Source organism: Chloroflexus sp. (genome assembly GCF_034431535.1).
Classification (GTDB): Bacteria; Chloroflexota; Chloroflexia; order Chloroflexales; family Chloroflexaceae; genus Chloroflexus.
In genome coordinates, this window is record NZ_DAOUDC010000002.1 from 50575 (window position 1) to 70537 (window position 19963).

16 protein-coding genes and 1 riboswitch are annotated in these 19963 nt (G+C 62.3%); of the genes, 9 read left to right on the forward strand and 7 right to left on the reverse strand.

Annotation, left to right across the window (positions count from 1 at the left end; genetic code table 11):
- Positions 1 to 87: 87 nt before the first annotated feature.
- From U9R61_RS00635 to U9R61_RS00645, 3 genes are all read right to left on the reverse strand, one after another.
- Positions 88 to 339 (reverse strand): (2Fe-2S) ferredoxin domain-containing protein, encoded by a 252-nt coding sequence (locus U9R61_RS00635; protein WP_322486892.1) that lies wholly within the window; start codon positions 337 to 339, stop codon positions 88 to 90.
- A gap of 231 nt (positions 340 to 570) precedes the next feature.
- Positions 571 to 1419: a 2-oxoacid:ferredoxin oxidoreductase subunit beta gene (locus U9R61_RS00640; protein WP_322486893.1), complete on the reverse strand. Its 849-nt coding sequence runs from the start codon at positions 1417 to 1419 to the stop codon at positions 571 to 573.
- A gap of 75 nt (positions 1420 to 1494) precedes the next feature.
- Positions 1495 to 3231 (reverse strand): 2-oxoacid:acceptor oxidoreductase subunit alpha, encoded by a 1737-nt coding sequence (locus tag U9R61_RS00645; protein WP_322486894.1) that lies wholly within the window; start codon positions 3229 to 3231, stop codon positions 1495 to 1497.
- 410 nt (positions 3232 to 3641) lie between these two features.
- Here U9R61_RS00645 and U9R61_RS00650 point away from each other — a divergent pair, with 410 nt between their 5' ends.
- Positions 3642 to 3803, forward strand: a complete 162-nt coding sequence (locus U9R61_RS00650) for a hypothetical protein (RefSeq protein WP_322486895.1) — start codon at positions 3642 to 3644, stop codon at positions 3801 to 3803.
- Positions 3804 to 3813: 10 nt separating this feature from the next.
- Complete coding sequence (locus U9R61_RS00655) at positions 3814 to 4248, forward strand: Uma2 family endonuclease (RefSeq protein ID WP_322486896.1); 435 nt, start codon at positions 3814 to 3816, stop codon at positions 4246 to 4248.
- 239 nt (positions 4249 to 4487) lie between these two features.
- Here the strand turns inward: U9R61_RS00655 and U9R61_RS00660 are convergent, their stop codons facing one another.
- The 3 genes from U9R61_RS00660 to U9R61_RS00670 are packed head-to-tail and all read right to left on the reverse strand — an operon-like array spanning position 4488 to position 9633.
- The gene (locus tag U9R61_RS00660; RefSeq protein ID WP_322486897.1) at positions 4488 to 8720 is read right to left on the reverse strand and encodes a DEAD/DEAH box helicase; all 4233 of its coding nucleotides are present in this window, start codon (positions 8718 to 8720) and stop codon (positions 4488 to 4490) included.
- Entirely contained in the window at positions 8704 to 9207 is a 504-nt protein-coding gene (locus U9R61_RS00665) for a YcxB family protein (protein ID WP_322486898.1), read from the reverse strand. Before U9R61_RS00665 ends, U9R61_RS00660 begins: the two co-directional genes overlap by 17 nt.
- Before the next feature lie 12 nt (positions 9208 to 9219).
- Positions 9220 to 9633 (reverse strand): ATP-binding protein, encoded by a 414-nt coding sequence (locus tag U9R61_RS00670; protein WP_322486899.1) that lies wholly within the window; start codon positions 9631 to 9633, stop codon positions 9220 to 9222.
- A 114-nt stretch (positions 9634 to 9747) separates the two neighbouring features.
- Between U9R61_RS00670 and U9R61_RS00675 the strand changes: the two genes are divergently transcribed.
- From U9R61_RS00675 to U9R61_RS00705, 7 genes are all read left to right on the forward strand, one after another.
- Positions 9748 to 10794, forward strand: a complete 1047-nt coding sequence (locus U9R61_RS00675; protein ID WP_322486900.1) for a [LysW]-lysine hydrolase — start codon at positions 9748 to 9750, stop codon at positions 10792 to 10794.
- A gap of 122 nt (positions 10795 to 10916) precedes the next feature.
- A riboswitch (cobalamin riboswitch) is annotated at positions 10917 to 11058 on the forward strand.
- Between the two features lie 151 nt (positions 11059 to 11209).
- Positions 11210 to 12271, forward strand: a complete 1062-nt coding sequence (locus U9R61_RS00680; protein ID WP_322486901.1) for a prenyltransferase/squalene oxidase repeat-containing protein — start codon at positions 11210 to 11212, stop codon at positions 12269 to 12271.
- Between the two features lie 44 nt (positions 12272 to 12315).
- A complete protein-coding gene (locus U9R61_RS00685) occupies positions 12316 to 13086 on the forward strand; it encodes a hypothetical protein (protein WP_322486902.1) in 771 nt (256 codons plus the stop codon).
- Positions 13087 to 13236: 150 nt separating this feature from the next.
- On the forward strand, positions 13237 to 13854 hold the full coding sequence (locus U9R61_RS00690; protein ID WP_322486903.1) for a histidine phosphatase family protein: 618 nt from the start codon (positions 13237 to 13239) through the stop codon (positions 13852 to 13854).
- Positions 13851 to 14603 (forward strand): adenosylcobinamide-GDP ribazoletransferase, encoded by a 753-nt coding sequence (cobS, locus tag U9R61_RS00695; protein WP_322486904.1) that lies wholly within the window; start codon positions 13851 to 13853, stop codon positions 14601 to 14603. The genes U9R61_RS00690 and cobS overlap by 4 nt, the downstream gene beginning before the upstream one ends.
- An 89-nt stretch (positions 14604 to 14692) precedes the next feature.
- Positions 14693 to 15820, forward strand: coding sequence for an energy-coupling factor transporter transmembrane component T (locus U9R61_RS00700; RefSeq protein ID WP_322486905.1), 1128 nt, complete (start codon positions 14693 to 14695; stop codon positions 15818 to 15820).
- A gap of 320 nt (positions 15821 to 16140) precedes the next feature.
- A complete protein-coding gene (locus U9R61_RS00705) occupies positions 16141 to 18822 on the forward strand; it encodes a cation-translocating P-type ATPase (protein WP_322486906.1) in 2682 nt (893 codons plus the stop codon).
- Positions 18823 to 18874: 52 nt separating this feature from the next.
- On the opposite strand, the gene U9R61_RS00710 is transcribed toward U9R61_RS00705, so the two are convergent.
- Entirely contained in the window at positions 18875 to 19690 is an 816-nt protein-coding gene (locus tag U9R61_RS00710) for a hypothetical protein (protein ID WP_322486907.1), read from the reverse strand.
- Positions 19691 to 19963: the final 273 nt, after the last annotated feature.

A 19963-nucleotide genomic window follows, 5' to 3' on the forward strand; every position in this document is an offset into this window, starting at 1 on the left:
ATTCTCACGAATGTGTTGCAACCCGATGTTGTTTGAATGAACGTGCGAGCGTGATAGTTTGCGATCATCACGCTGTGTGCGTTGGCATTATACACCCGTATCGGGCAGAAGGGCGATGATGGCACTGATCTGGCGTGGGGTGAGACCGTGCCAGCGCCGTCCACCCGGTTGGACGAGCAGGTTCGGCCCGAGTTGGCAACGGTCTTGGCAACCGCTGGCAATACACTCTACTTGTCCTGACAAACCGGCTTGCCAGAGGGCTTGTTCCAGCGCCGCGTACACATCGGACGCGCCGCGGCTGCGGCAACGCGGTCCCATGCAGAGATAAAGGCGTGGCATAGAGGTGTCACGTGAACATTGGGCAATGCAAGCACTCACCATTATACACGTTCGTGCCCTAAAAGCTCTCGCAGCAATCTCCCGCTTCAGCGAGAACGAACCCTGTGCAGGTTCTATCCGTGCTCGTGGGAGATTGCTTCGCCGCGTTGAGCAATGCGCTGCATTGACCCTACGACGGCTCGCAATGACAAGAGGCGGGCCAGCGGCCCGCCCCTTTGCCTGCTTGCGGTTTCACGCCCGGAACCGGTTCAAATAGGCTTGGGTATCGAACGGTTTAGACGTTGGGCGTGGCAACGGTTCGAGCGGCGGGCGGCGGTAGAAGATGCCGAGCGGCAGCCGTTCGCTCTCCAGCGCGTAGTGCATTGCCGCATCGAGATTGGAAGGATCGTGCGTGTCGGGCAGGTTGTAGACTAGCTCCTTGTACAGCTTGTAGGTGTCGTAGAAGGTGACGCACGGGCTGAGCACGTGAATAAAGGCGAAGCCGCGATGGTCGAGACCGGCCTTGATCAGCTCGGCCAACTGCTTGGGCTGGCTCGAGAAGCCGCGGGCCACGAACGACGCGCCGCTGGCGAGTACGATGGCTAGCGGATGCAGCGGTTGGGCCGACTGGCCGTAGGGAGTGCTCTTGGTGACGTGGCCGCGCGGCGAGGTCGGTGAGGTTTGGCCCTTGGTCAAACCATAGATCGCGTTATCCATCACTACCACGGTGATATCGAGATCGCGCCGCGCCGCGTGGGGCAGATGGCCCAACCCAATGCTGAAGAAGTCGCCATCACCGCCGACGGCCATCACGGTCAGATCGGGGCGGGCAGTTTTGAGGCCAATTGCTGCCGGCAGCGCCCGGCCATGCACCGTATGCAGGCCGTAGGTCTGCAAAAAGCCGGGCAAGCGTGAGCTACAACCGATGCCTGAGACCACGGCCAGATCTTTGGGGTTGATCTGGGCGGCGGCAAGGGCCTGCTGAATCGCGGCTAACACGCCGAAATCGCCGCAACCCGGACACCAGATCGGTTTGAGGTCGCTGCGGTAATCGGATGGTTTGTAGACGACGGGTGTTGTGGTGATCGGTACGGCTGTCATAAGCGTGACCTTGTTGAGTCTGATGTTGTTGGGGCAACATGATGTGTTGCCCGTACTGAATGCGGCAAAGCCTAATCAAGCCTGCACTGGCTCGGCGAGGCCGTGCAGAGCGTGAATCTGGCGCAGAATCTCAAGCCGCGAGAAGGGCATACCGGTATACTTGGTCAATGAGCGCACCTTGATGCCGAGTTCGGCCTGCAAGAGTTTGGCGAACTGGCCTTGGAAATTGACCTCCGGCACCAGGACAATCTCAACCTGTTCGAGAAACTCGTTAATGGCGTCAACCGGCAGCGGCGAGAGCATCTGCACTTGCAACATCGCCACCGGCAAATCCTCTTGGCCGGCCAAATAGACTGCGCCGCGGCATGGGCCGGCGGTGGTGCCCCAACAGATTAGCCCGACTTTGGCCCGCTCGGCGCCGAACCGGCGCACATACTCGCGTGATTGCTGCAACGGGGCCAGCTTGCCCCAACGCTTTTCGGTCATGATGGCATGGTTCGCCGGTGTATAATCGGGGTTGCCAAACTCATTATGTTCGAGGCCAGTCGCGGTGTACTGGGCATAGGCCACGCCGGGAGCGACCATTGGCGATACCAGATGAGCAGTCAGCTCGTAGCGGCGATACTGTTTGGCAGCCAACTCGCCGTTGGGATGCAGCCGGTCGATGCGCGGATATTTGCTCAGATCGAACGGTTCCACCGTCTCGGTGCGGAACGAGAGCGAATAGTCGCTCAGCACAATAACTGGCGTTTGATATTGTTCAGCCAGATTAAAGGCCCACACCGCCAGATGGAAACACTCGGCGACGCTGGCTGGCGCCAGCACAATGCGCGGGCTATCGCCGTGGCCGCCGTGGAGAGCGATATTTAGGTCTGACTGCTCCATCTTGGTGGGCAGGCCGGTGCTAGGGCCGCCGCGCTGCGCATCAACGATCACCACCGGAATCTCGGTCATGCTGGCGTAGCCAATCGCCTCGCTCATCAGCGACAAGCCCGGCCCGGAGGTGGCGGTCATCGCGCGCTTGCCGCCATACGACGCGCCGATGCATGCCATAATCGATGCAATCTCATCTTCGGCCTGCATATAGCCGCCGCCGATCTGGGGCAATATCGCCGCCATGCCCTCCATAATGTCAGAGGCAGGGGTAATTGGATAGCCGGCAAAGAATTCGACTCCGGCATGCAATGCGCCGGCCACAATTGCCTGATTGCCGGTCATCACGTAGCGATCGTGCTCGCCGGTCGATTCCATCCAGAACGGATCGCGTTTGTCAAGCTGGTGGGCATACTCGATCCCGGCCCGCAGCGCGGCCAGATTCGACTCGAGCAGTTCGGCCTTCTTGCCTAGCTTGGCTCGCACAATATCTTCGAGTTTATTCAGGCCGAGACCAAACAACATCGCTACCACACCGAGCGCAGTCACATTCTTGCCGCGCCGGTTGCCGGCAGATTGCGCGATCTGGCCAATCGGGGTCGGGTACGCAATGCCGGTAAACTCGGCAGGGAGGTCAAACTCTTCGGGATCGTAGAGCAAGACGGCATTGGGAGCCATATCGGCGTGGTGGAGATCCCACGCTTCGCGGTTAAAGGCGAACAGCACATCAACCGCATCACCCATCGAGCGGACGGGGCTGTTGGACGCGCGCACCTGAAACATCACCGGCCCGCCCTTAATTTCAGCCGGAGTGGTGCGGAAGGTAAAGACGTGCAGGCCAGAACGGGCAGCCGCTTGCGCCAGCATCTCGCCGGTGGCGCTGCTGCCGTCGCCGCTTTCGCCAGCGACGCGAATGACGACATCTTCTTTTTGGATCATGGCGACCTCGCCGTAGCTGCGTTGCTCTGCGCCGCCGTTGGCGCTAGAACGACACGAGAATGGTGAAGGTATCATAGCACTGGCGTGCAGTCACTGCAACGCCTTTTTTCTTGTGATAGACGGTGCGATATTTGTGCAAAAATGTTGCGTTGCCAATCGGGTTGGAACGAGGGTTGGTCGTAGCAGTGAATTGGTGGGAGGCTTGAGAGAAGCTGTGGAGTGCGGCAGCCAAACTACCGCACTCCAGATAGTGGCAAAAACGTTGAACTTACTACAGAATGTGTCCGTTTTGGATAGACTATATGTAAGGTTGTTAGCCCGCTCGCGAAGACCAGCATTCCCTTGCGATGTGCGCATTACGCCGGTATACTGATGGCACGGTTGACCCACACGAGATCAGGAATCCTACGATGAGCGCTGGATTGTCGGCACCGCGCCTCCGTATTGCGACGGAGGATGATGAAACCATTGTTGAACTCGCGCCATTGCAAGACCCCTGGACGGTCGAGCGATACCTCGCCATCACCGATCAGAGCCATCGCTTGGTCGAGTATGTTGGATGGCACGATTGAGGTCTTGCCAATGCCTTCTGACCGTCATCAAGTCATCTCGCAGACGCTCTTTCTGGCCTTGCACGCTTACATCCGCATTGTGCTATACGCACCGCTCCGGCTACGGCTTCGGGACGGTACATTTCGCGAACCCGACCTCGTGCTAGTGCAGCGACGTGATGATCCGCGCCGGCAACCGCACTACTGGGTGGGCGCCGATTTGGTGGTTGAAATCGTCAATCCTGACGACCCAGAATGCGATACTGTGGTCAAGCGAGCGGATTACGCCGAGACTGGCATTCCTGAATACTGGATTGTTGAACCGGATGCCGAGCGCGTCATGGTGCTGGCGCTCCGTGATGGCAGGTATCACGAAGCGGGTGTCTACCCACAGAGCGAACCGGTGCGGTCGGTATTACTGCCGGAACTAGCAATCCCGCTGCAAGCAATCTTGGCCGAACCTTGATCCGATATGGTGCGCCGGTAGCGTTCCTCAAGCATCATCCGGCGCATCAGACGGTTGAGCTGGCTCACGGTGGTTGAGGTCTCGCTTACACTACAGTGTAGATCACACCAGAGCGTGTTTCAATCAGATGGAAGTCTAGAATAGCCAAAAAAGATCCAAACGGCACAAAACTTGATGGAACACCATATAATGCGCCGTTAACTTTCTTGCGTCTTTTTGTGGCTATTCCCCACCCTAAATCAAGTTTCCGCCTCATTCCCCCAAACCTCAATCGTAATGCCGTCACGTTGGCCTTGCCAGAGCGGCACGCGGCAGGTGTCGCGCAACAGCCGTTTCCAGAGTTGGGCGTGCTGAAAGATCTCTTCGTCGGTGGCGAAGAGCTGGAAGACGGTGCGGGCGGCGATTAAGATCAGCTTGTGGCGCGCGCGGCTGAGGGCGACATTGAGCCGGCGCGGATCGAGCAAGAAGCCGCTGGCAGCGCGCAGGTAGTCGGGGTCGCTTTCGGTGGCCGAGACGATAATCACGTCGCGCTCGTCACCTTGAAAGCGCTCGACGGTATCGACAGTCGCGCCGTCGTGCTCGATCAAGAGCGCCTGCATGATCTCAGGCAGTTGTTCGCGCAGCGCCAGCCGTTGGGCGCGGTGCGGCACCACAATGCCGATGCCGGTGGCGGCATCGAGGCCAAGCTGGCCCACCAGCGTTTCGATCAAGGGCCGGATCAGGCTGGCCTCGAACGGATTGCTGTCTTGGCTTTGCGCTTCGTCGTGGACGATGACCACCAGCGGGTGGCGCGGGTTGAGCGCAGCAGCAACCATAGGGTCGCTGATCGGCGCAGCGGCCAAGGTGGTGTTGCGGCGCGAGAAGTAGGGAATGCCGTCTTGTTCGTAGATGGCACGGCGCAGAAACGCGGCCAGATCGCGGTGGAGCCGGAAGCTTTCGGCCAACCGCACCAGCGGCGGCGGCGGATCGAGGTTAAGCAGCGTCTCGAACAGCGAGGCGTAGACGCGGTAGGCTTGAAAGGTGCGCCGGCGTTCGCCGCGCCATTCGTGCTGCACGATCGGCGGCATCTGGCGGTGATCGCCGACTACGATCAGCCTGCCGCCAGGGGTGAGGGCCATCGCCGCCATACAGGCTTCGGGCAGGTTCATCTGTGATGCTTCATCGAGCAGCAGCAGATCGGCGAAGGGTTCGGTGTGGTAGCGCTGCTCGCGTTTGAGCAATGACGCAACGGCGAAGGGGGTAGCGGCGACGAAGCAGGCCGGTGCGTTGGCAATCGGGCCGATGTTATCGATCACCTGCGCCGCCGGTGACAAATCGGTGCTCTCTTTGGGCCGGACGCGGAAGAGGTGTACGGCCAGCAATCGTTCGTCAAAATAGGCGGCAAAGAGATCGGGCTGTTGGGCGCGGATAGCGGCCAGTTTGGCTTGCACCTCGGCAATCTTGCGCAAGAGCACATCGGTGGCGGCGTGGGTTTTGCAACTGAGCAGCACCCGGCAAGGTTGGCCGGCGGCCAGCAAGCCTTGCATGCGAGCCAGCAGGGCAAAGGCCGACGTGTAGCTCTTGCCGGTGCCGGGAGGGCCTTGTACCAACAGCGTGGGAGCATCGCCATGGTTAGCGATGTAATCCATCTGGTGTTCATCGAACGGGTGCAGCACGCCGGCCTCGGCCAGCGCGCGCAACCCTGCGACGAACTGGGCATGGCCAGCCTGCGCCGCCGCCGGCAGCGCAACCTGCCCCCCAGCGGGATCGATCAAGCGCATATAGAGCGCATTAGCGGCCCCTTGACGCAATTCCTGCACCACCTCCATACAGCGCTGGCCGTAGATATCGTTGGGATCGGATTCGATCGTGTACATCTCGCCGGCTTGCGGCCATCGCCAATTGCTGTCAAAGGTGAACCGCCGGTCGCCTTTACTGTAGCGGGTGTCTGGCTTCAGCAACACCAATCCTTCCCGTTCAATCGCCACCAGCGTCGCCCGTGACTGATAAAGCAGTTGGCGGGCAGTGGTAGTGAAAGGCTCGCGCTGATCAGGCGGCAACCGTTCATCAACACTCCAGCGCGGGGCGAGAATAACCTTATCGCCGGGCGAGAGGCTGGTCAGGCGCAACGCCGTTTCCAAGTCGCACTCAACCTCGCTGAGATCAATCCGCAGGCGCAGCGGCACATCGGGCGGCGGCAATGGCTCAACCTGTTTTTTCTGCTCAGCCTTCAACCGCACCCCTTTCCGCCCGCCGGTTAATTCCGCCTTCAACGCCTGCCGGCGCTCGTTTTCGGCCAGCGTCTCAAGCAAAGCCGGGTCTTGATCGGCCAGCTCATAGCGTACGATCAAACTCATGCCGGCCAGCACCCGCTGTTCAGGCGGCGGTAGATGCTGCTGGCCCCACGTCACCAGCGCCACGTACCGCTCGATGAGCAGAAACTCAGCCAGCGCATCGGCCAGTGTGCGTGCTTGGCGGGAATACCCAACAATGCACGACAGATCGAACGGCGGCTTGGTGGTGCGCGAGTTGCGCGGCAGCTTATTGGCCAGCAGCTCGAGCGCGTGCAGCCGCTGCTCGACAAAGCCGATTACATGCGTGCGTTTGACCTGCCGGTAATCGATCAGGTCGTCGTCGCCGCGATCGGGCGGCGGCGGCAGCGCTTGCCACGCTGCGTAAAGATACTCGAGCGGAATCTGATTGTAGAAGCGTACCCGCCGCGTATACCAGCCCAAATGCTTGTTATTGCTCAGATCGTCGAAGACGCGCCGGTAAAAGAGCCGGCGATACTCGCCCCAATCAAACCGCTGCATCTGCGCCAGCCGCGCCAGCGAATCGTAGGCCAGCGGGTCGTTGCGGAAACGGCGGCGCTCGCTGATCAGCACCGTGACCATGGGCGCTTCAAAACCGGCGCTCTGCGCCGCCAGATCGTAGAGTGGGGTCGAGCCGAAAACGTGCGGCTGGCGGGCCAGCCCGTCGAGCAGGTTTTGCAAACTGAACGAATCGGGCACGATGAGATGGATGGGCGCACGCAAGAGACCCTCGGCGTCAGGCGCGGCCACCTTGACGATCGCCTGCAACAGCGCGCTGATCCACTCTGCCAACAAACGACCCTCATCAGCCGGCGACTGCGGCGGCTGATCGAGCAGCTTGATCACCGTTTCACGCCGGGCCGGCACGCCGTTCTCATACCCCACCACTAGCGCGCCGAGCAACACCAGCATCCCCTGCGTATGGTCATAAAGCGGGTCGATATAGATGGCGATCAGGTTGGGATGCAGATCGGCATTTACCGCGGGCAGCGAGCTATGGCCTTTATAGGGCAAATAGGAGGTGGTGGCGATCTGGTTGCCAAGCCAGCGGCGAAACGCGCGGGCACGGTGGATCAGCTCATCGAGGCGCGGGGCCAGCGTGGGATGGCTGAGCAGCCGGCTGACTAAGGACCGATAGCTTTCCGGCGTGATCAACCGCTCGCCGGCAACCTCTTTAAGCAGAGCAAGTTGGTTCGCGGTGGTGATGCCGTGCGCGCGCAGGGCTGACTTCTCTGGCTCAGTGAGCGACGGGATGAGCGAGAGGTCATCATGGGTGGCGGCCCAGCGCATACAGACCTCGTTATAGAGACAGCCATCGCACTTGGCGGTGAGGTGAAACGGCAGCTCGGCAAACGGCGCGGCGGCGGTCGTGGCCAAGATCGAATCTGGCCCGGCCAGCAGGGTCTCGATCTCGGCCAGATAGGGGACCGGATCGGCAAGCAGCTCAAGCTGGGCCGTGGTCACGCCGAGCAGATCGAACGCCTGTTGCCGTTCACTTTCGATCCGCCGCCGTTCGGCAGGAGTTTGCTGCGGTGACGGTAACTCACCGCGGTAGAGCACGCCGAGCCGGATGGAGGCCAGCGTCACGCCGGCAGCGCCGGTTATCTGTTCGAGCAGGCGCTGGTAACAGGCCAACTGCAAGCGGTGCTCGATCTTGGCCGCCGCCGAACTTTTGGCGTCAATAATGACGGCGTGGCAAGCGCCGGCATCATCGCAGGATAGGAACAGCAGATCGACATCGCCGCTCATGGCCCAACCGTGCAACTGGGAGGCCAAACGCGGTTGAAACAGCACTTGGGCCGTGTTCGGCGCGAGCTGTTGGATTTGGGCAAGCACAATGTGATTGTGATCAACGGTCACAAACGCCGGATCACCCTGCTGGCGGCGCTGCGCGCAGTGAATTGCCTGCGGAAACCGCTCGCGCACCTGCGCCTCGATCGCCTGCTCGAACCGGCGTCCGGCGATGGTCAGCATCGGCGGGATAGGCTGAAGCGCCATGCCATAGCGAGGCAACCAATTCAGTTCCTTCCGGCGTTCGTGCAGGCGCAAGCGCAGATAGCGCCAGCACTGATCGAGCCGTAGATACTGGGCGAGGTCGGTGGGAGAAATCGCCTGCGGTTGGGCCGGATCAAGCGCCAACGGCGGCAAGTGATCGTCGATCGTCTCAAGCCGCCGGTTCATCGAACACCCCCGGTTCTGGCTTGGGCTCGATCCGGTTACGCAGCATGCGCTCGAAAGCGCCCACTTGGCGCGGGCCGATCGCGCGGGCCGAGATCAGCAACACCTGCCCATTGATCAATTGCAGCTCGTACACACCGCCGAACTTGCGCCACGCACGCACCTTCGACCACGGGATTTCGCTGCGCCCGCTGCGCGCGCTGACGATCAACGTCTCGCGGCCCAATTCGTAGCGCGTTGGCTGGTACATCGGCAGATCGCGGTTACGGCTCTGGCGTTGGATGAGCACGAAACCGGTGATGGCGTAGACCAAAAACGGGATCCAGCCACCGAGCAAGGCCGGCACTTGCGGGATGCTCGAATCGTAGATCACGAATGCGGTCAAGATAGCAGCGACAAACGCAAACACATAGAAAATCGGCCGGCGAAAATAACGGCTCAGTGCATGGCGAGTAAACTCGCGTTGGCTAATCGTGCTCTCGATAATCATAGCCAGTTACCGCTAAAAGGCATTCCACTTCACCAATATTAATTCATTTCCGCCCTCAGGCAATACTCGATATTGTAAATCATCGAGCAAATGGCGCGACAAAAACAGCCCCAACCCGCCGGCGCGTTGCTGGCCGCGCCCGATCAGATTGCGCGGCAGCGGCACATTGAGCGGGTTGAAAGCCGGCGCGGCATCGCAAATGCGCACACACAGCGAACCACCATCGTTCCAGACATCGACCCAAATGGGGCCAGCTTGGCCGCCGTAGCCATAGGTGATCGCATTGGAAATCAGCTCGTTGGCCGCATACACAATATCGTCGATGCTATCCCGGCGAGCGCCGATATTGTCGGCCGCATCAGCTATGAAACGCCGGATCTGTTTGAGAGTACGTAAATCGGCGTTAAAAGCGAATGATGCGGACATATCATCTCCGGTCTAGTTGGGAACTCGGCAAACACATCGTGCATAATACCATAGGGTGAAATAAATAGGGAATAGCGCAATGTATATCGGCGTAAGATTGAGGAGTGCGAAATAATGCATGAGTCTGTTGAATTTCTCATTCGCCTCTTGCACACGCCGTCGTTGTCAGGCCACGAAGCGGCGGCGGTGCAGGTGATGGTCGAGCAGATGGCGGCATTCGGCTGGGAGGCGTTCGTCGATGATTCGGGCAGCGCAGTGGGGCATGTGGGTACGAGCGGGCCGCTGGTGGTGTTGCTCGGCCATATCGACACGGTGCCGGGTGAGGTGCCGGTGCGGATTGAAGATGGCAAACTGTACGGAAGAGGGGCGGTTGATGCCAAAGGGCCGCTAGCGACATTTGTGTGGGCCGCGCGGCAGGCCGAATTGGCCGGCACGCTCAACTGCCGGCTCGCGATCGTTGGCGCGACCGAGGAAGAGGCGGCCAGTTCGCGCGGCGCCCATGCCGCCCGCGACCGCTATTGCCCGGCGTTCTGCGTGATCGGCGAGCCGAGCGGCTGGGATCGGATTACGCTTGGCTACAAAGGTCGTCTGCTTGCCCACTACCGCTACGCCCAGCCGGCAGCTCACAGCGCCGGCGAGCAGCGGGCCGCGCCGGAACAGATGGTCGACTTTTGGTACGCGGTTGAACACCATTGCCAGACAGTCAATGCCGGGCGCGAGCGGTTGTTCGAGCAATTAATCCCTTCGTTGCGCCGGGTGCAGAGTGGCAGCGATGGCATCACCGAATGGGTCGAGGCGACGGTTGGCCTGCGCCTGCCGCCCGGCGTCGATCCGGACGCACTGGCCGGGAGGCTGCGTGAGCTGGCCGGCCCGGCTGAGGTGACGTTTGAAGGGGCATGCCCGGCCTTCCAAAGCCCGCGCACCACGCCACTGGCCAGCGCCTTTGTGCGCGCCATTCGCCAACACGGCGGCCAACCCGCTTTCTTGCACAAGACCGGCACCGCCGATATGAATGTGGTCGGGCCAGCGTGGCAATGCCCGATCGTCGCCTACGGTCCGGGCGATTCGCGCCTTGACCACACCCCCGACGAGCACGTTGAGCTGGCCGAGTACGAGCGGGCGATTGCGGTATTGGCCGAGGTGCTGGGGCAATTGCGATGATGGGGAGGTAGGGAGATGGGGAGATTGACAATTCCCAATCCCTACTCACTACTCCCGCCTTCGTTGACGCGCAGCAGCAATTGTGGTACTATCGCCGCAATTGAATATAAGCAATTGCGGGGCAACAACCCCGCCAGTAGGGAGCCCGGAGGAAGCGAAGGGCTTAATTGGGGGAAGTCCGGTCAAAGGCCGGCGCAGTCCACGCTACTGTAGGTCGCCGTTGGCGACGAGCCAGAATGCCCGTCCCTACTTGTTCGCTATCACGCCCGCGCTGGAAAGGGGGTGAGGCGCGCGCAAGATCGGCATCCGTCTTGCTTTCGTCGTTACACCCTTCCACAGCCGTGGAAGGGGTTTTTGTTGTTGGGACCATCAAACGATCGTCTTGGTAATGTTGTTTTGAACGAAAGGGATCTGCATGATGCGCCGGGTTCTTGCACTATTCCTTGCTATCGTGTTGAGCATCGCCACTTGGCTGCCGGTCGCCGCGCAGGGTACGGCGGTCGAATCGGCGCTGAAGTGGGTGGCCGGCCAACAACAGGCTGACGGCAGCTTTGCCGGTTTTGGGCCGGGCGATACCGCTGACGCGATCGTCGCTTTTGTCGCCGGCGGCCAGCAACCGCCGGCCAATGCCGTGAGCTACCTTGCCGGACAGTCAGCTACTTACGGCATGTCAACCGCCGGCGCAACGGCCAAACTGATTTTGGCCGCCGTCGCCGCTCAGAGCGATCCGCTCAACTTTGGCGGGAGTAATCTGGCCCAACAGCTCGGTGTTGCTTACAATTCAGCCACCGGCCAGTACGGCAGCGATGTCTACGGCCATGCGCTAGCGTTGCTGGCGATCAAGGCCATGGGAGTGCAGCCGCCGGCGGCGGCGATTGACCGGCTGATCGCGTTGCAACTGCGCGATGGCGGTTGGAGCTTCGACGGCGCCGCGGCGACCGGCAGCGATACGAATACCACAGCGTTAGCAGTGATGGCGCTGGCTGGCCGGGCCCGCGCCGCCGATGCCTTGAATGCAGCGCGCGCCTACCTGCGCGGCCAGCAAAACCCCGACGGCGGCTTCCCCTACTCGCAGGCGTCGCCATTCGGCAACGCCAGCGATGCCAACTCGACGGCAGCGGTGGTCATGGCGATCATTGCCCTCGGCGAAGATCCCAGCGGCGCAGCGTGGAAGCAAGGCGACGCAACGCCGCTCAGCGCGTTGGCCGCCTTCCAAAACAGCAGCGGCGCGTTCCGCTATCAGAACGCGATGCCCGATGATAATGCGCTGGCAACGTATCAGGCCATTCCGGCGCTGGCCGGGAAGGCATTGCCGGTGGTGACGGCCTCGATCCCGGCGGCGCAAAGCCTGATTGCGCCGGCGACGACGTTGCCGCGCACCGCAGGCGAAGCGCAGCCGCTGTTGCCGCTGCTGGCGTTGGCCGGCTTGCTGGCGCTTGCGGCAGGGGTCGCGGTGCGGCGGGCGCAGGCGGGATAAGGAAGAAGACGTTCAGGGCACAGCAGTGCTGTGCCCGTACAGCGATGAAGCAGATTTTTCAACTTATTGTCTTGGTTGCGATCGCGCTCCTCTCCGGCGTGGCTGCCGCCCAACCGGCGGTGAACCGCGCCGGGGTGGTCGTGCGGTTTGGCAATGGCGAAGTCGTCACCGCGTGCGTCGAGTTTAGCGAGCCGTCGATTAGCGGGTTAGAGCTGCTCGAACGCAGTGGCCTGCCGGTGATTAGCCAGCAAAGTAGTATCGGCGCGGCGGTGTGCAAGATCGGGCGCGAAGGGTGCGATTATCCGGCCACCAGTTGCTTCTGCGCCCGCGATCAGCAGGGCCGGGCAGTGTATTGGGCCTTCTACCGGCGCGAAGCGGGTGCGTGGCGCTACTCTAATCTCGGCGCGAGCAGCGTGCGGGTCAGCGATGGCGATCTGCACGGGTGGGCATGGGGGCCGGGTGACGCCAGCGGCGGCGCGGCGCCGCCTAGTCTAGAACTTGCCGATGTGTGCCGGAGTGCAGCAGCGGAACCGGTCGCGACGGCTGAGCCTACCGCGACGCCATTGCCCGCAGCGACCGCAGCGCCTACCGCGACGCCATTGCCCGCAGCGACCGCAGCGTCTACCGCGACAGCAGTACTTACGGCAACGGCAGCGCCCACAATGACAGCAGCACCAGCGGGTGGAGCAGCATCCAATCCACCGGCGGCGACCGGCAATGCCGGGCAATGGCTCGGCTTTGCGGCGCTGGCGGCGTTGTTGATCGGCGGTATTGTCGTGGCGGTCAGACGACGCCATCCCGGCGCACAACAGTAAAGCCGCAGGCCGTGTGGCTTCCTACAGCAGCGGGACCTATGCGGCACGGGTGCCGGTCGGTCAAGCCGGCAGCGATGGCACGGTCGGGAGGAGATCCGCACGGCGGTGCGGCTCTAGGCATACGGCGAGGATTGAGGAGTTTGCACCACTATGCGCACCAGTATCTGGTTCGTTCGCCATGGCCAAACCGAAGCCAACCGCGCGCGCCGGTATCTAGGGCGCGGTGATAGCCCGCTGACCGAGTACGGCCTGCGCCAGCACACAGCGGCGGCGAACCGGCTGCGCCCGTTGCCCTTTACGCACGCCATTGCCAGCCCTACCCAGCGCACGCGCGCGTTGGCCGAGGCCCTGCTGCAACATCGTTCTACCCCCTTGCTGGAGGACCCGCGCTGGATTGAGGTTGATCAGGGGTTGTGGGAGGGGTTGACGTACCGCGAAGTGACGCGACGTTTTCCTGCCGATGCCCAAGCGCGTTGGGCGCTAGGGGTCAACGGGCGGCCTACCGGCGGCGAGAGTCTGACTGAGGCGGTGGCACGAGTGGCGGCGGCGTGGCAGGAGCTGTTGGCGACCTATCGCGGCGGCAGGATTCTGGTGGCGACGCATGCCACGCCTATTCAGCTCGTGCTCTGTTTGTGCTGCAATACCCCGATCGCCGATCATTGGCGCTGGCGGATCGATTTGGGTAGTATCACTGCGCTTGATGTCTACGGTGCGTCAATCATTATCCGCACGGTCAATACCGTGCCTCCTCTTGGAGGACGACTATGAGCGAATCGCCGGCTCGACCCGCCAATGGCCTGCTCGAAGCTATCCGCTTTCTCACCATTATTCCGCTACCCGGTCTACCGCCGATGAATGAGCAGAGCGTAGCGCGGGCGATCCCGTGGTTCCCGGCTGCCGGATTGATCATCGGTAGCGCAATGGTCGCCGTTGATACGGTTGCCCGCCCGCTTTGGGGTGATCTGGTGGCGGCAGTGTTGGTCGTCGCGACGTGGGGGATTGTCACCGGCGGCTTGCACCTCGATGGCGTCAGCGATACGTTTGATGCGGTGATGAGCTGGCGTTCGCGTGAGCGCAAGCTAGAGATTATGAAAGACAGCCGGATCGGCGCGATGGGGGCGATTGCGCTGATTATGATCATCTTGCTGAAGGTGGCGTTCATCGCCAGCGCAACCGTGGCATGGCCGGCATTGCTATTAGCGCCGATGCTTGGCCGCTGGGCCGATTGCTACGGCATCTATCGCTTCCCCCCCGCTCGCGAGGGCGGCTTGGGCCGGATGTTTAACTCACACGTCCAGCAGCGCGATCTCTGGCTTTCGTCAGTGCTGATACTGGGCAGCGCATGGCTGATCGCTGGTCTGGCCGGGATCATCGCGGCGGCGTTGGTGCTGGCGGTCGCGCATCTGCTGGCGCGCTGGTGGGTGCGGGATCTCGGTGGTCTGACCGGCGATACCTACGGCGCGCTGTGCGAGATCGGCGAAGTTGTGGCATTAGCGGCGTTGACGATCAGGATGTAAACGGGAATCAAAACACACGGTTGAGTCATAGCCTCGTCGGGCATTCTCAACCAACCGCGTTGCGCCTCAGCGTGGCAGAAAGGCTCGCTATGCATACCCGCACCTGGCTTTGGTGGTTGGTCGCCGCCGCTGCGATCGCGACACTGGCCCCACACCCGCTCTACCATATCTTGTTGATGCTGGCGGTAACGTACGTCGCTGCCGCCCGACGCGACGATCGCCCGTTGGCGCGCAGCTTTTCACTCTTTGCCCGCGCCGGAGCGATCATCTGGCTCGGCTATGTCATCTTCGCCGTGGTGACGGTGGGCGGACCGCGGGGTGTGACGGTGCTGGTTGCGTTGCCCGCCTTGCAATTGCCGGTCTGGTTGGGCGGGATTGTGTTGGGTGGGCCGATCACTGCCGAAGCGCTGGCGTGGGGGGCGACGCGCGGGTTGGGGTTGTGGGCCTTGCTGCTGATCTTTGGCGCGTTTAATGCACTGGTCGATCACCACCGGCTGTTGCGACTGGCACCGCGCTCACTCTTCCACGCCGGGTTAGCGGTTACGATCGCGATTGCCTTTGCGCCGGGGTTAGTGCGCTCCATCCAAACCATCACCGCTGCCCAACGCGCGCGTGGTCACCGCTTTGGCAGCTTACGCAGTTGGTGGGCGCTGGCTGGGCCACTGCTGGCCGGCAGCCTCGAACGGGCGCTGCAATTGGCCGAGGCGCTTGAGGCGCGCGGTTATGGGCGCACGCTCGCTACAACCCCAGCCACCGGCCGGATGCTGATGCTGCTGGCCGGCCTCAGCAGTCTAGCCGGTGCATTGATTGGCTGGCTCTGGACCGGCTCGGCAGCATTTCCGCTGATGGCGCCGCTCGCCGGCGCCGGTCTGCTGCTTACCGGCTGGGCCGCTCGCCAACTCAGCCGGAGTGTGCCGCGCACCACGTACCGGCGTGAACGCTGGCGCCGCCACGACACCATCGCCTGCATCGCTGCCGGCACTGCGTTGATCGCCATCGCCGCGTTGCGCCTGATCGAACCAGCCGCGCTGGTCTATTACCCCTTCCCGACCATTTCCGTTCCCACCTTTGATCTGCGGGTGGGCGCCGCCATCGTGTTGTTGGCCGTACCTGCCCTACCGCTACGCGCGCCCCTGCCGCGCCGCGCCCGCCGGATTGTCGCCGATCGGCGCGCTGCCCGCCGCGCCGCCGCGCAACAGGGCGCGTTCGCTGATTAGGAACTCGCCACACTCTATTGCCCATCTCCTGCCACCCTCAAGCCGCAAAGCAAGCAAAGGTGCAGAGATTCTTAACGCCAAGACCGCAGAGGGCGCAAAGCGGTTTGAACTGATTCTCATCCTCTGCGCCCTCGGCGTCTTCGGCGGTACACAACCTATTCCCTCCCCCAGCGGGGCAGGGTTGGGGTGGGGGCAACGACACAAGGCGCCAAGCGGGAGCAGTTCATTAACCTTCCGCTATCCCCTCATCATTGTTTTGTTTGCAACGATGTGCTATCCTCACCTCAGGCACCTTTGCGTTTGCCGAAGGAGCGTCCGTTATGGTCATCATTGCCCCGTCTCGCACCGAGTCACGCTTGCCGTGGCATGGCCGTGACCTCGCCGAAATCTATACTGAGTTGGACAGTTCACCTGCCGGTTTGACCAGCGCTGAAGCTGACCGCCGCTTGGCCCAGTACGGCCCCAACGAGTTGCAGGCGGCGACGCGGGTGTCGCCGTGGGCGATGTTGCTGGCCCAGTTCCAGAATGTGCTGATTATCATTCTGCTCATCGCCACCGGTCTCTCATTGCTGCTCGGCCACGGCATCGAGTCGATTGCGATTGTGGTGATTGTGCTCTTCGCCGTGCTGCTCGGTTTTATCCAAGAATACCGCGCCGAGCGGGCGATTGAGGCGTTGCGTCGCTTGGCTGCACCCAACGCGACGGTGCTGCGCGATGGCGTCGAACAAGCGATTCCGGCGCGCGATCTGGTGCCCGGCGATGTGGTGCTGTTGCGCGCCGGCGATCGGGTGCCCGCCGACCTGCGCCTGATCGAGGCGGTGAATCTCCAGATCGAAGAGGCCGCGCTGACCGGCGAGTCGCTGCCAGTCGAGAAGACGATTGATCTGCTCGTGCCGGCTACGGCGCCGGTCGCCGAACGGCGGAATATGGTCTATGCCGGCACGTCGGTGAGCTATGGCCGCGGGCGCGGGATCGTGGTCGCGACCGGTATGCAGACCGAGTTCGGCACGATTGCGACCATGTTGCAGACGATCGAGACCGGGCGCACGCCGTTGCAAGAGAATCTCGACCGGGTGGGGCATACACTGGCGCGCGCGGCGCTGGTAATTGTTGCTGTGATTACCGTGCTCGGTCTCTGGCGCGGCCAGCCGCTGGTCGAGATGATTATCTTTGGGATTGCGCTGGCGGTAGCGGTGGTGCCCGAAGCGTTGCCCGCCGTCGTCACCATCTCGTTGGCGATTGGCGTGCAACGCATGGTCAAGCGTAATGCGCTCATGCGGCGTTTGCCAGCCGTCGAGACGCTTGGCAGCACGTCAGTGATCTGCACCGACAAGACCGGCACCTTGACCAAAGACGAGATGACCGCGCGACGGTTGTCTGTGGCCGGCCAGTGGTGGGACATCACCGGGTCGGGGTATGCGCCGTTGGGAGAGTTCCGGCTGAATGATCGACCTACGCCGCCTGATGAAGCCGTCCGCCAGCTCTTGCGCGGCGCGGCGCTCGCTTCCGACGCCCGCATCGTGTATCGCGACGAACGCTGGCAAGCGCAGGGCGATCCGACCGAAGCGGCCTTAGTGGTGGCGGCGGCCAAGGCCGGGTTGGCAGTTGACGAACTGGTTGCCCAAGCGCCACGAGTGGCCGAAATCCCGTTTTCCTCCGAAACCAAGCGCATGACGACGCTCCACGATATGGGTGGCGTCACGGTAGCGTATACGAAGGGGGCGCCGGAGGTGATTGTGCCGGCGTGCAGCCACTGGCTAGCGCCAACTGGCCCCGCTCCGCTCACCCCATCCGATCGGGCAAGAGTGCTGAATGCGGCGCAAGAGATGGCTGGCGCTGCCCTGCGTGTGCTGGCCATCGCCATCAAAACCCCGGCCACCTTAGACGATGCCGAGCATGAACTCACCCTGCTCGGTCTGGTGGGCATGATTGATCCGCCCCGTCCCGAAGCGAAGATTGCCATCGCTACCTGCCAGCAGGCCGGCATCCGGGTGGTGATGATCACCGGCGATCATCCCTTAACCGCGACTGCGATCGCGCGCGAATTGGGCTTACTGCGCCACGGCAGGGTCATGACCGGCAGCGAACTCGACGCGCTCAGCGACGACGACTTTGCCCGCATCGTCGAGACGGTGGATGTCTATGCTCGCGTGGCGCCGGCGCACAAGCTGCGCGTCGTGGCGGCGCTGCAACGCAAAGGCTACGTCGTCGCAATGACCGGCGATGGCGTCAATGACGCACCGGCGCTCAAGAAGGCCGACATTGGCATTGCCATGGGCATCACCGGCACCGATGTCACCAAAGAAGCGGCGGCGATGACCATTACCGACGACAACTTCGCCTCGATCGTGGCCGCGGTTGAAGAGGGGCGGCGCATTTTTGGCAACATCAAGAAATACCTGATGTACCTGCTTTCGTCGAATATCGGCGAGATCACGTTGATGGCCGGCGCGACGCTAGCGGGCTTGCCGTTGCCGCTCACCGCCGTGCAAATCCTCTACGTCAACCTCGCCACCGACGGCCTACCGGCGCTAGCGCTCGCCGTCGATCCGCCCAACGACGATCTCATGCGCCAACCGCCGCGCGATCCGCGCCGCGGCATCTTCACCCGCCCGGTAGTCGGCCTCATGATGATCGGCGGCTTCTGGTCGGCGCTGGTCAACATCGCGCTCTTCGTGTGGGCCTTGCAGAGCGGGCGCGGTATGGTTGAGGCGATGACCATGACCTTCGTCTCGTTGGTGCTCATCCAATTCTTCAAAGCCTACAACTTCCGTTCCGATCACCTCTCGGTTTTCCACCGACCCTTCGCCAACCGCTGGCTCAACCTCGCCATCCTCTGGGAGCTGCTGCTACTAGCAGGAGTCGTCTACCTGCCCTTCCTGCACGAACCGTTCGGCACCTTCCCGCTCTCGCTGAATGACTGGCTGATTGTCGTGCTGGTAGCGCTGACCGTCGTGCCGGTGCTGGAAGCGGCGAAATGGGTGTTGCGGCAAAAAATGTAGAGCCTGCTTGGCGTCGTGGTATGGAGACGGACGGTTGTCCGTCTCTACGTTCTCACACCGCCCGCGCTTCGGCCCGGCTAGTGGCAGCGAACAACGCCCGCGCCAGCGGCAGGTAGGTCGACGCGCGGCGCACATAGTCGCGAGCGGTCAGGTTGGCCCGGATCGCCACCGGATCAACGATGCCCTGATTGTGCCACGCCGCCAACGTGCGCCACGAGATCGGCTGGCCTTCGATCACCGCGCGCAAGATGCCGCGTTCGAGGTTGGCGGCAAGGTAGTTAATCGCCAGCTCATCGTCGCTAATCTCAGCGGTGATCGCGGCAAACAGCGCACGCTGATCGGCAAACTGCGCCGGATCGATCCGGCTGCCTTCCACCCGCAACGGCACCCGCAGCACGCTGCCATCGGCCAGCGGCACCTCGCCGGCCAGTATTTCGGCGGCCACCGAGGGCCGCAGATTGGCCGGCCAGACGCTAAAATTGGCCCCCATGCCGCTCAAATTGGCTTGCTGTTGGGCAACTTGGTACCACGGCGTCACCATGCGCAACGGCGGTGCCAGCTCCTCTGCCCACCCGAAATTCTCGTTGTAGAGGATCGTAGCCATCACTTCAGCAAATTCGCGGTTGCTCATCCCTGACAACTGTGGGTGATTATGCCGCGCCGCCGCTGCTAGGATCGAGCCGCGCAAACGGCGCATCCGCGCCGCAAATTCGGGGCGCACATAGGCTTCGATCGTCGGGCCGGGGCGAGTTGGCGGCGCCGTGCGCGCCTGCGGCATCGTCGCGCGCGTTGGCGGCGAGACGGCTAAGACTGCATGATCCACACTGATCAGGCAGAGCGCAATGACGAGCACCAGAAAGCGTCGCATAGGCAGTGCCTGTCTGGGTTAGCGCATAGTTTACGTATGGGTTGCTGCGATATCACCGCTGCTTCCCTCTGTATGATACCTGCTGTGGTAAGCGCAGCAACCGGCTAAGGGCGGATGTATATCCCCTTACCGCAAACCCCTCCCTCAGCGGGGAGGGGAAAGGGGGGCAACTATTAAGCCGCAAAGCGAGCAAAGGCACAGAGGGGGAACCGCAAAGGCGCAGCGAACGTCAAGGGGCGCAAAGGGTTCGTCCGGTGACATCCCCTGAGTCCT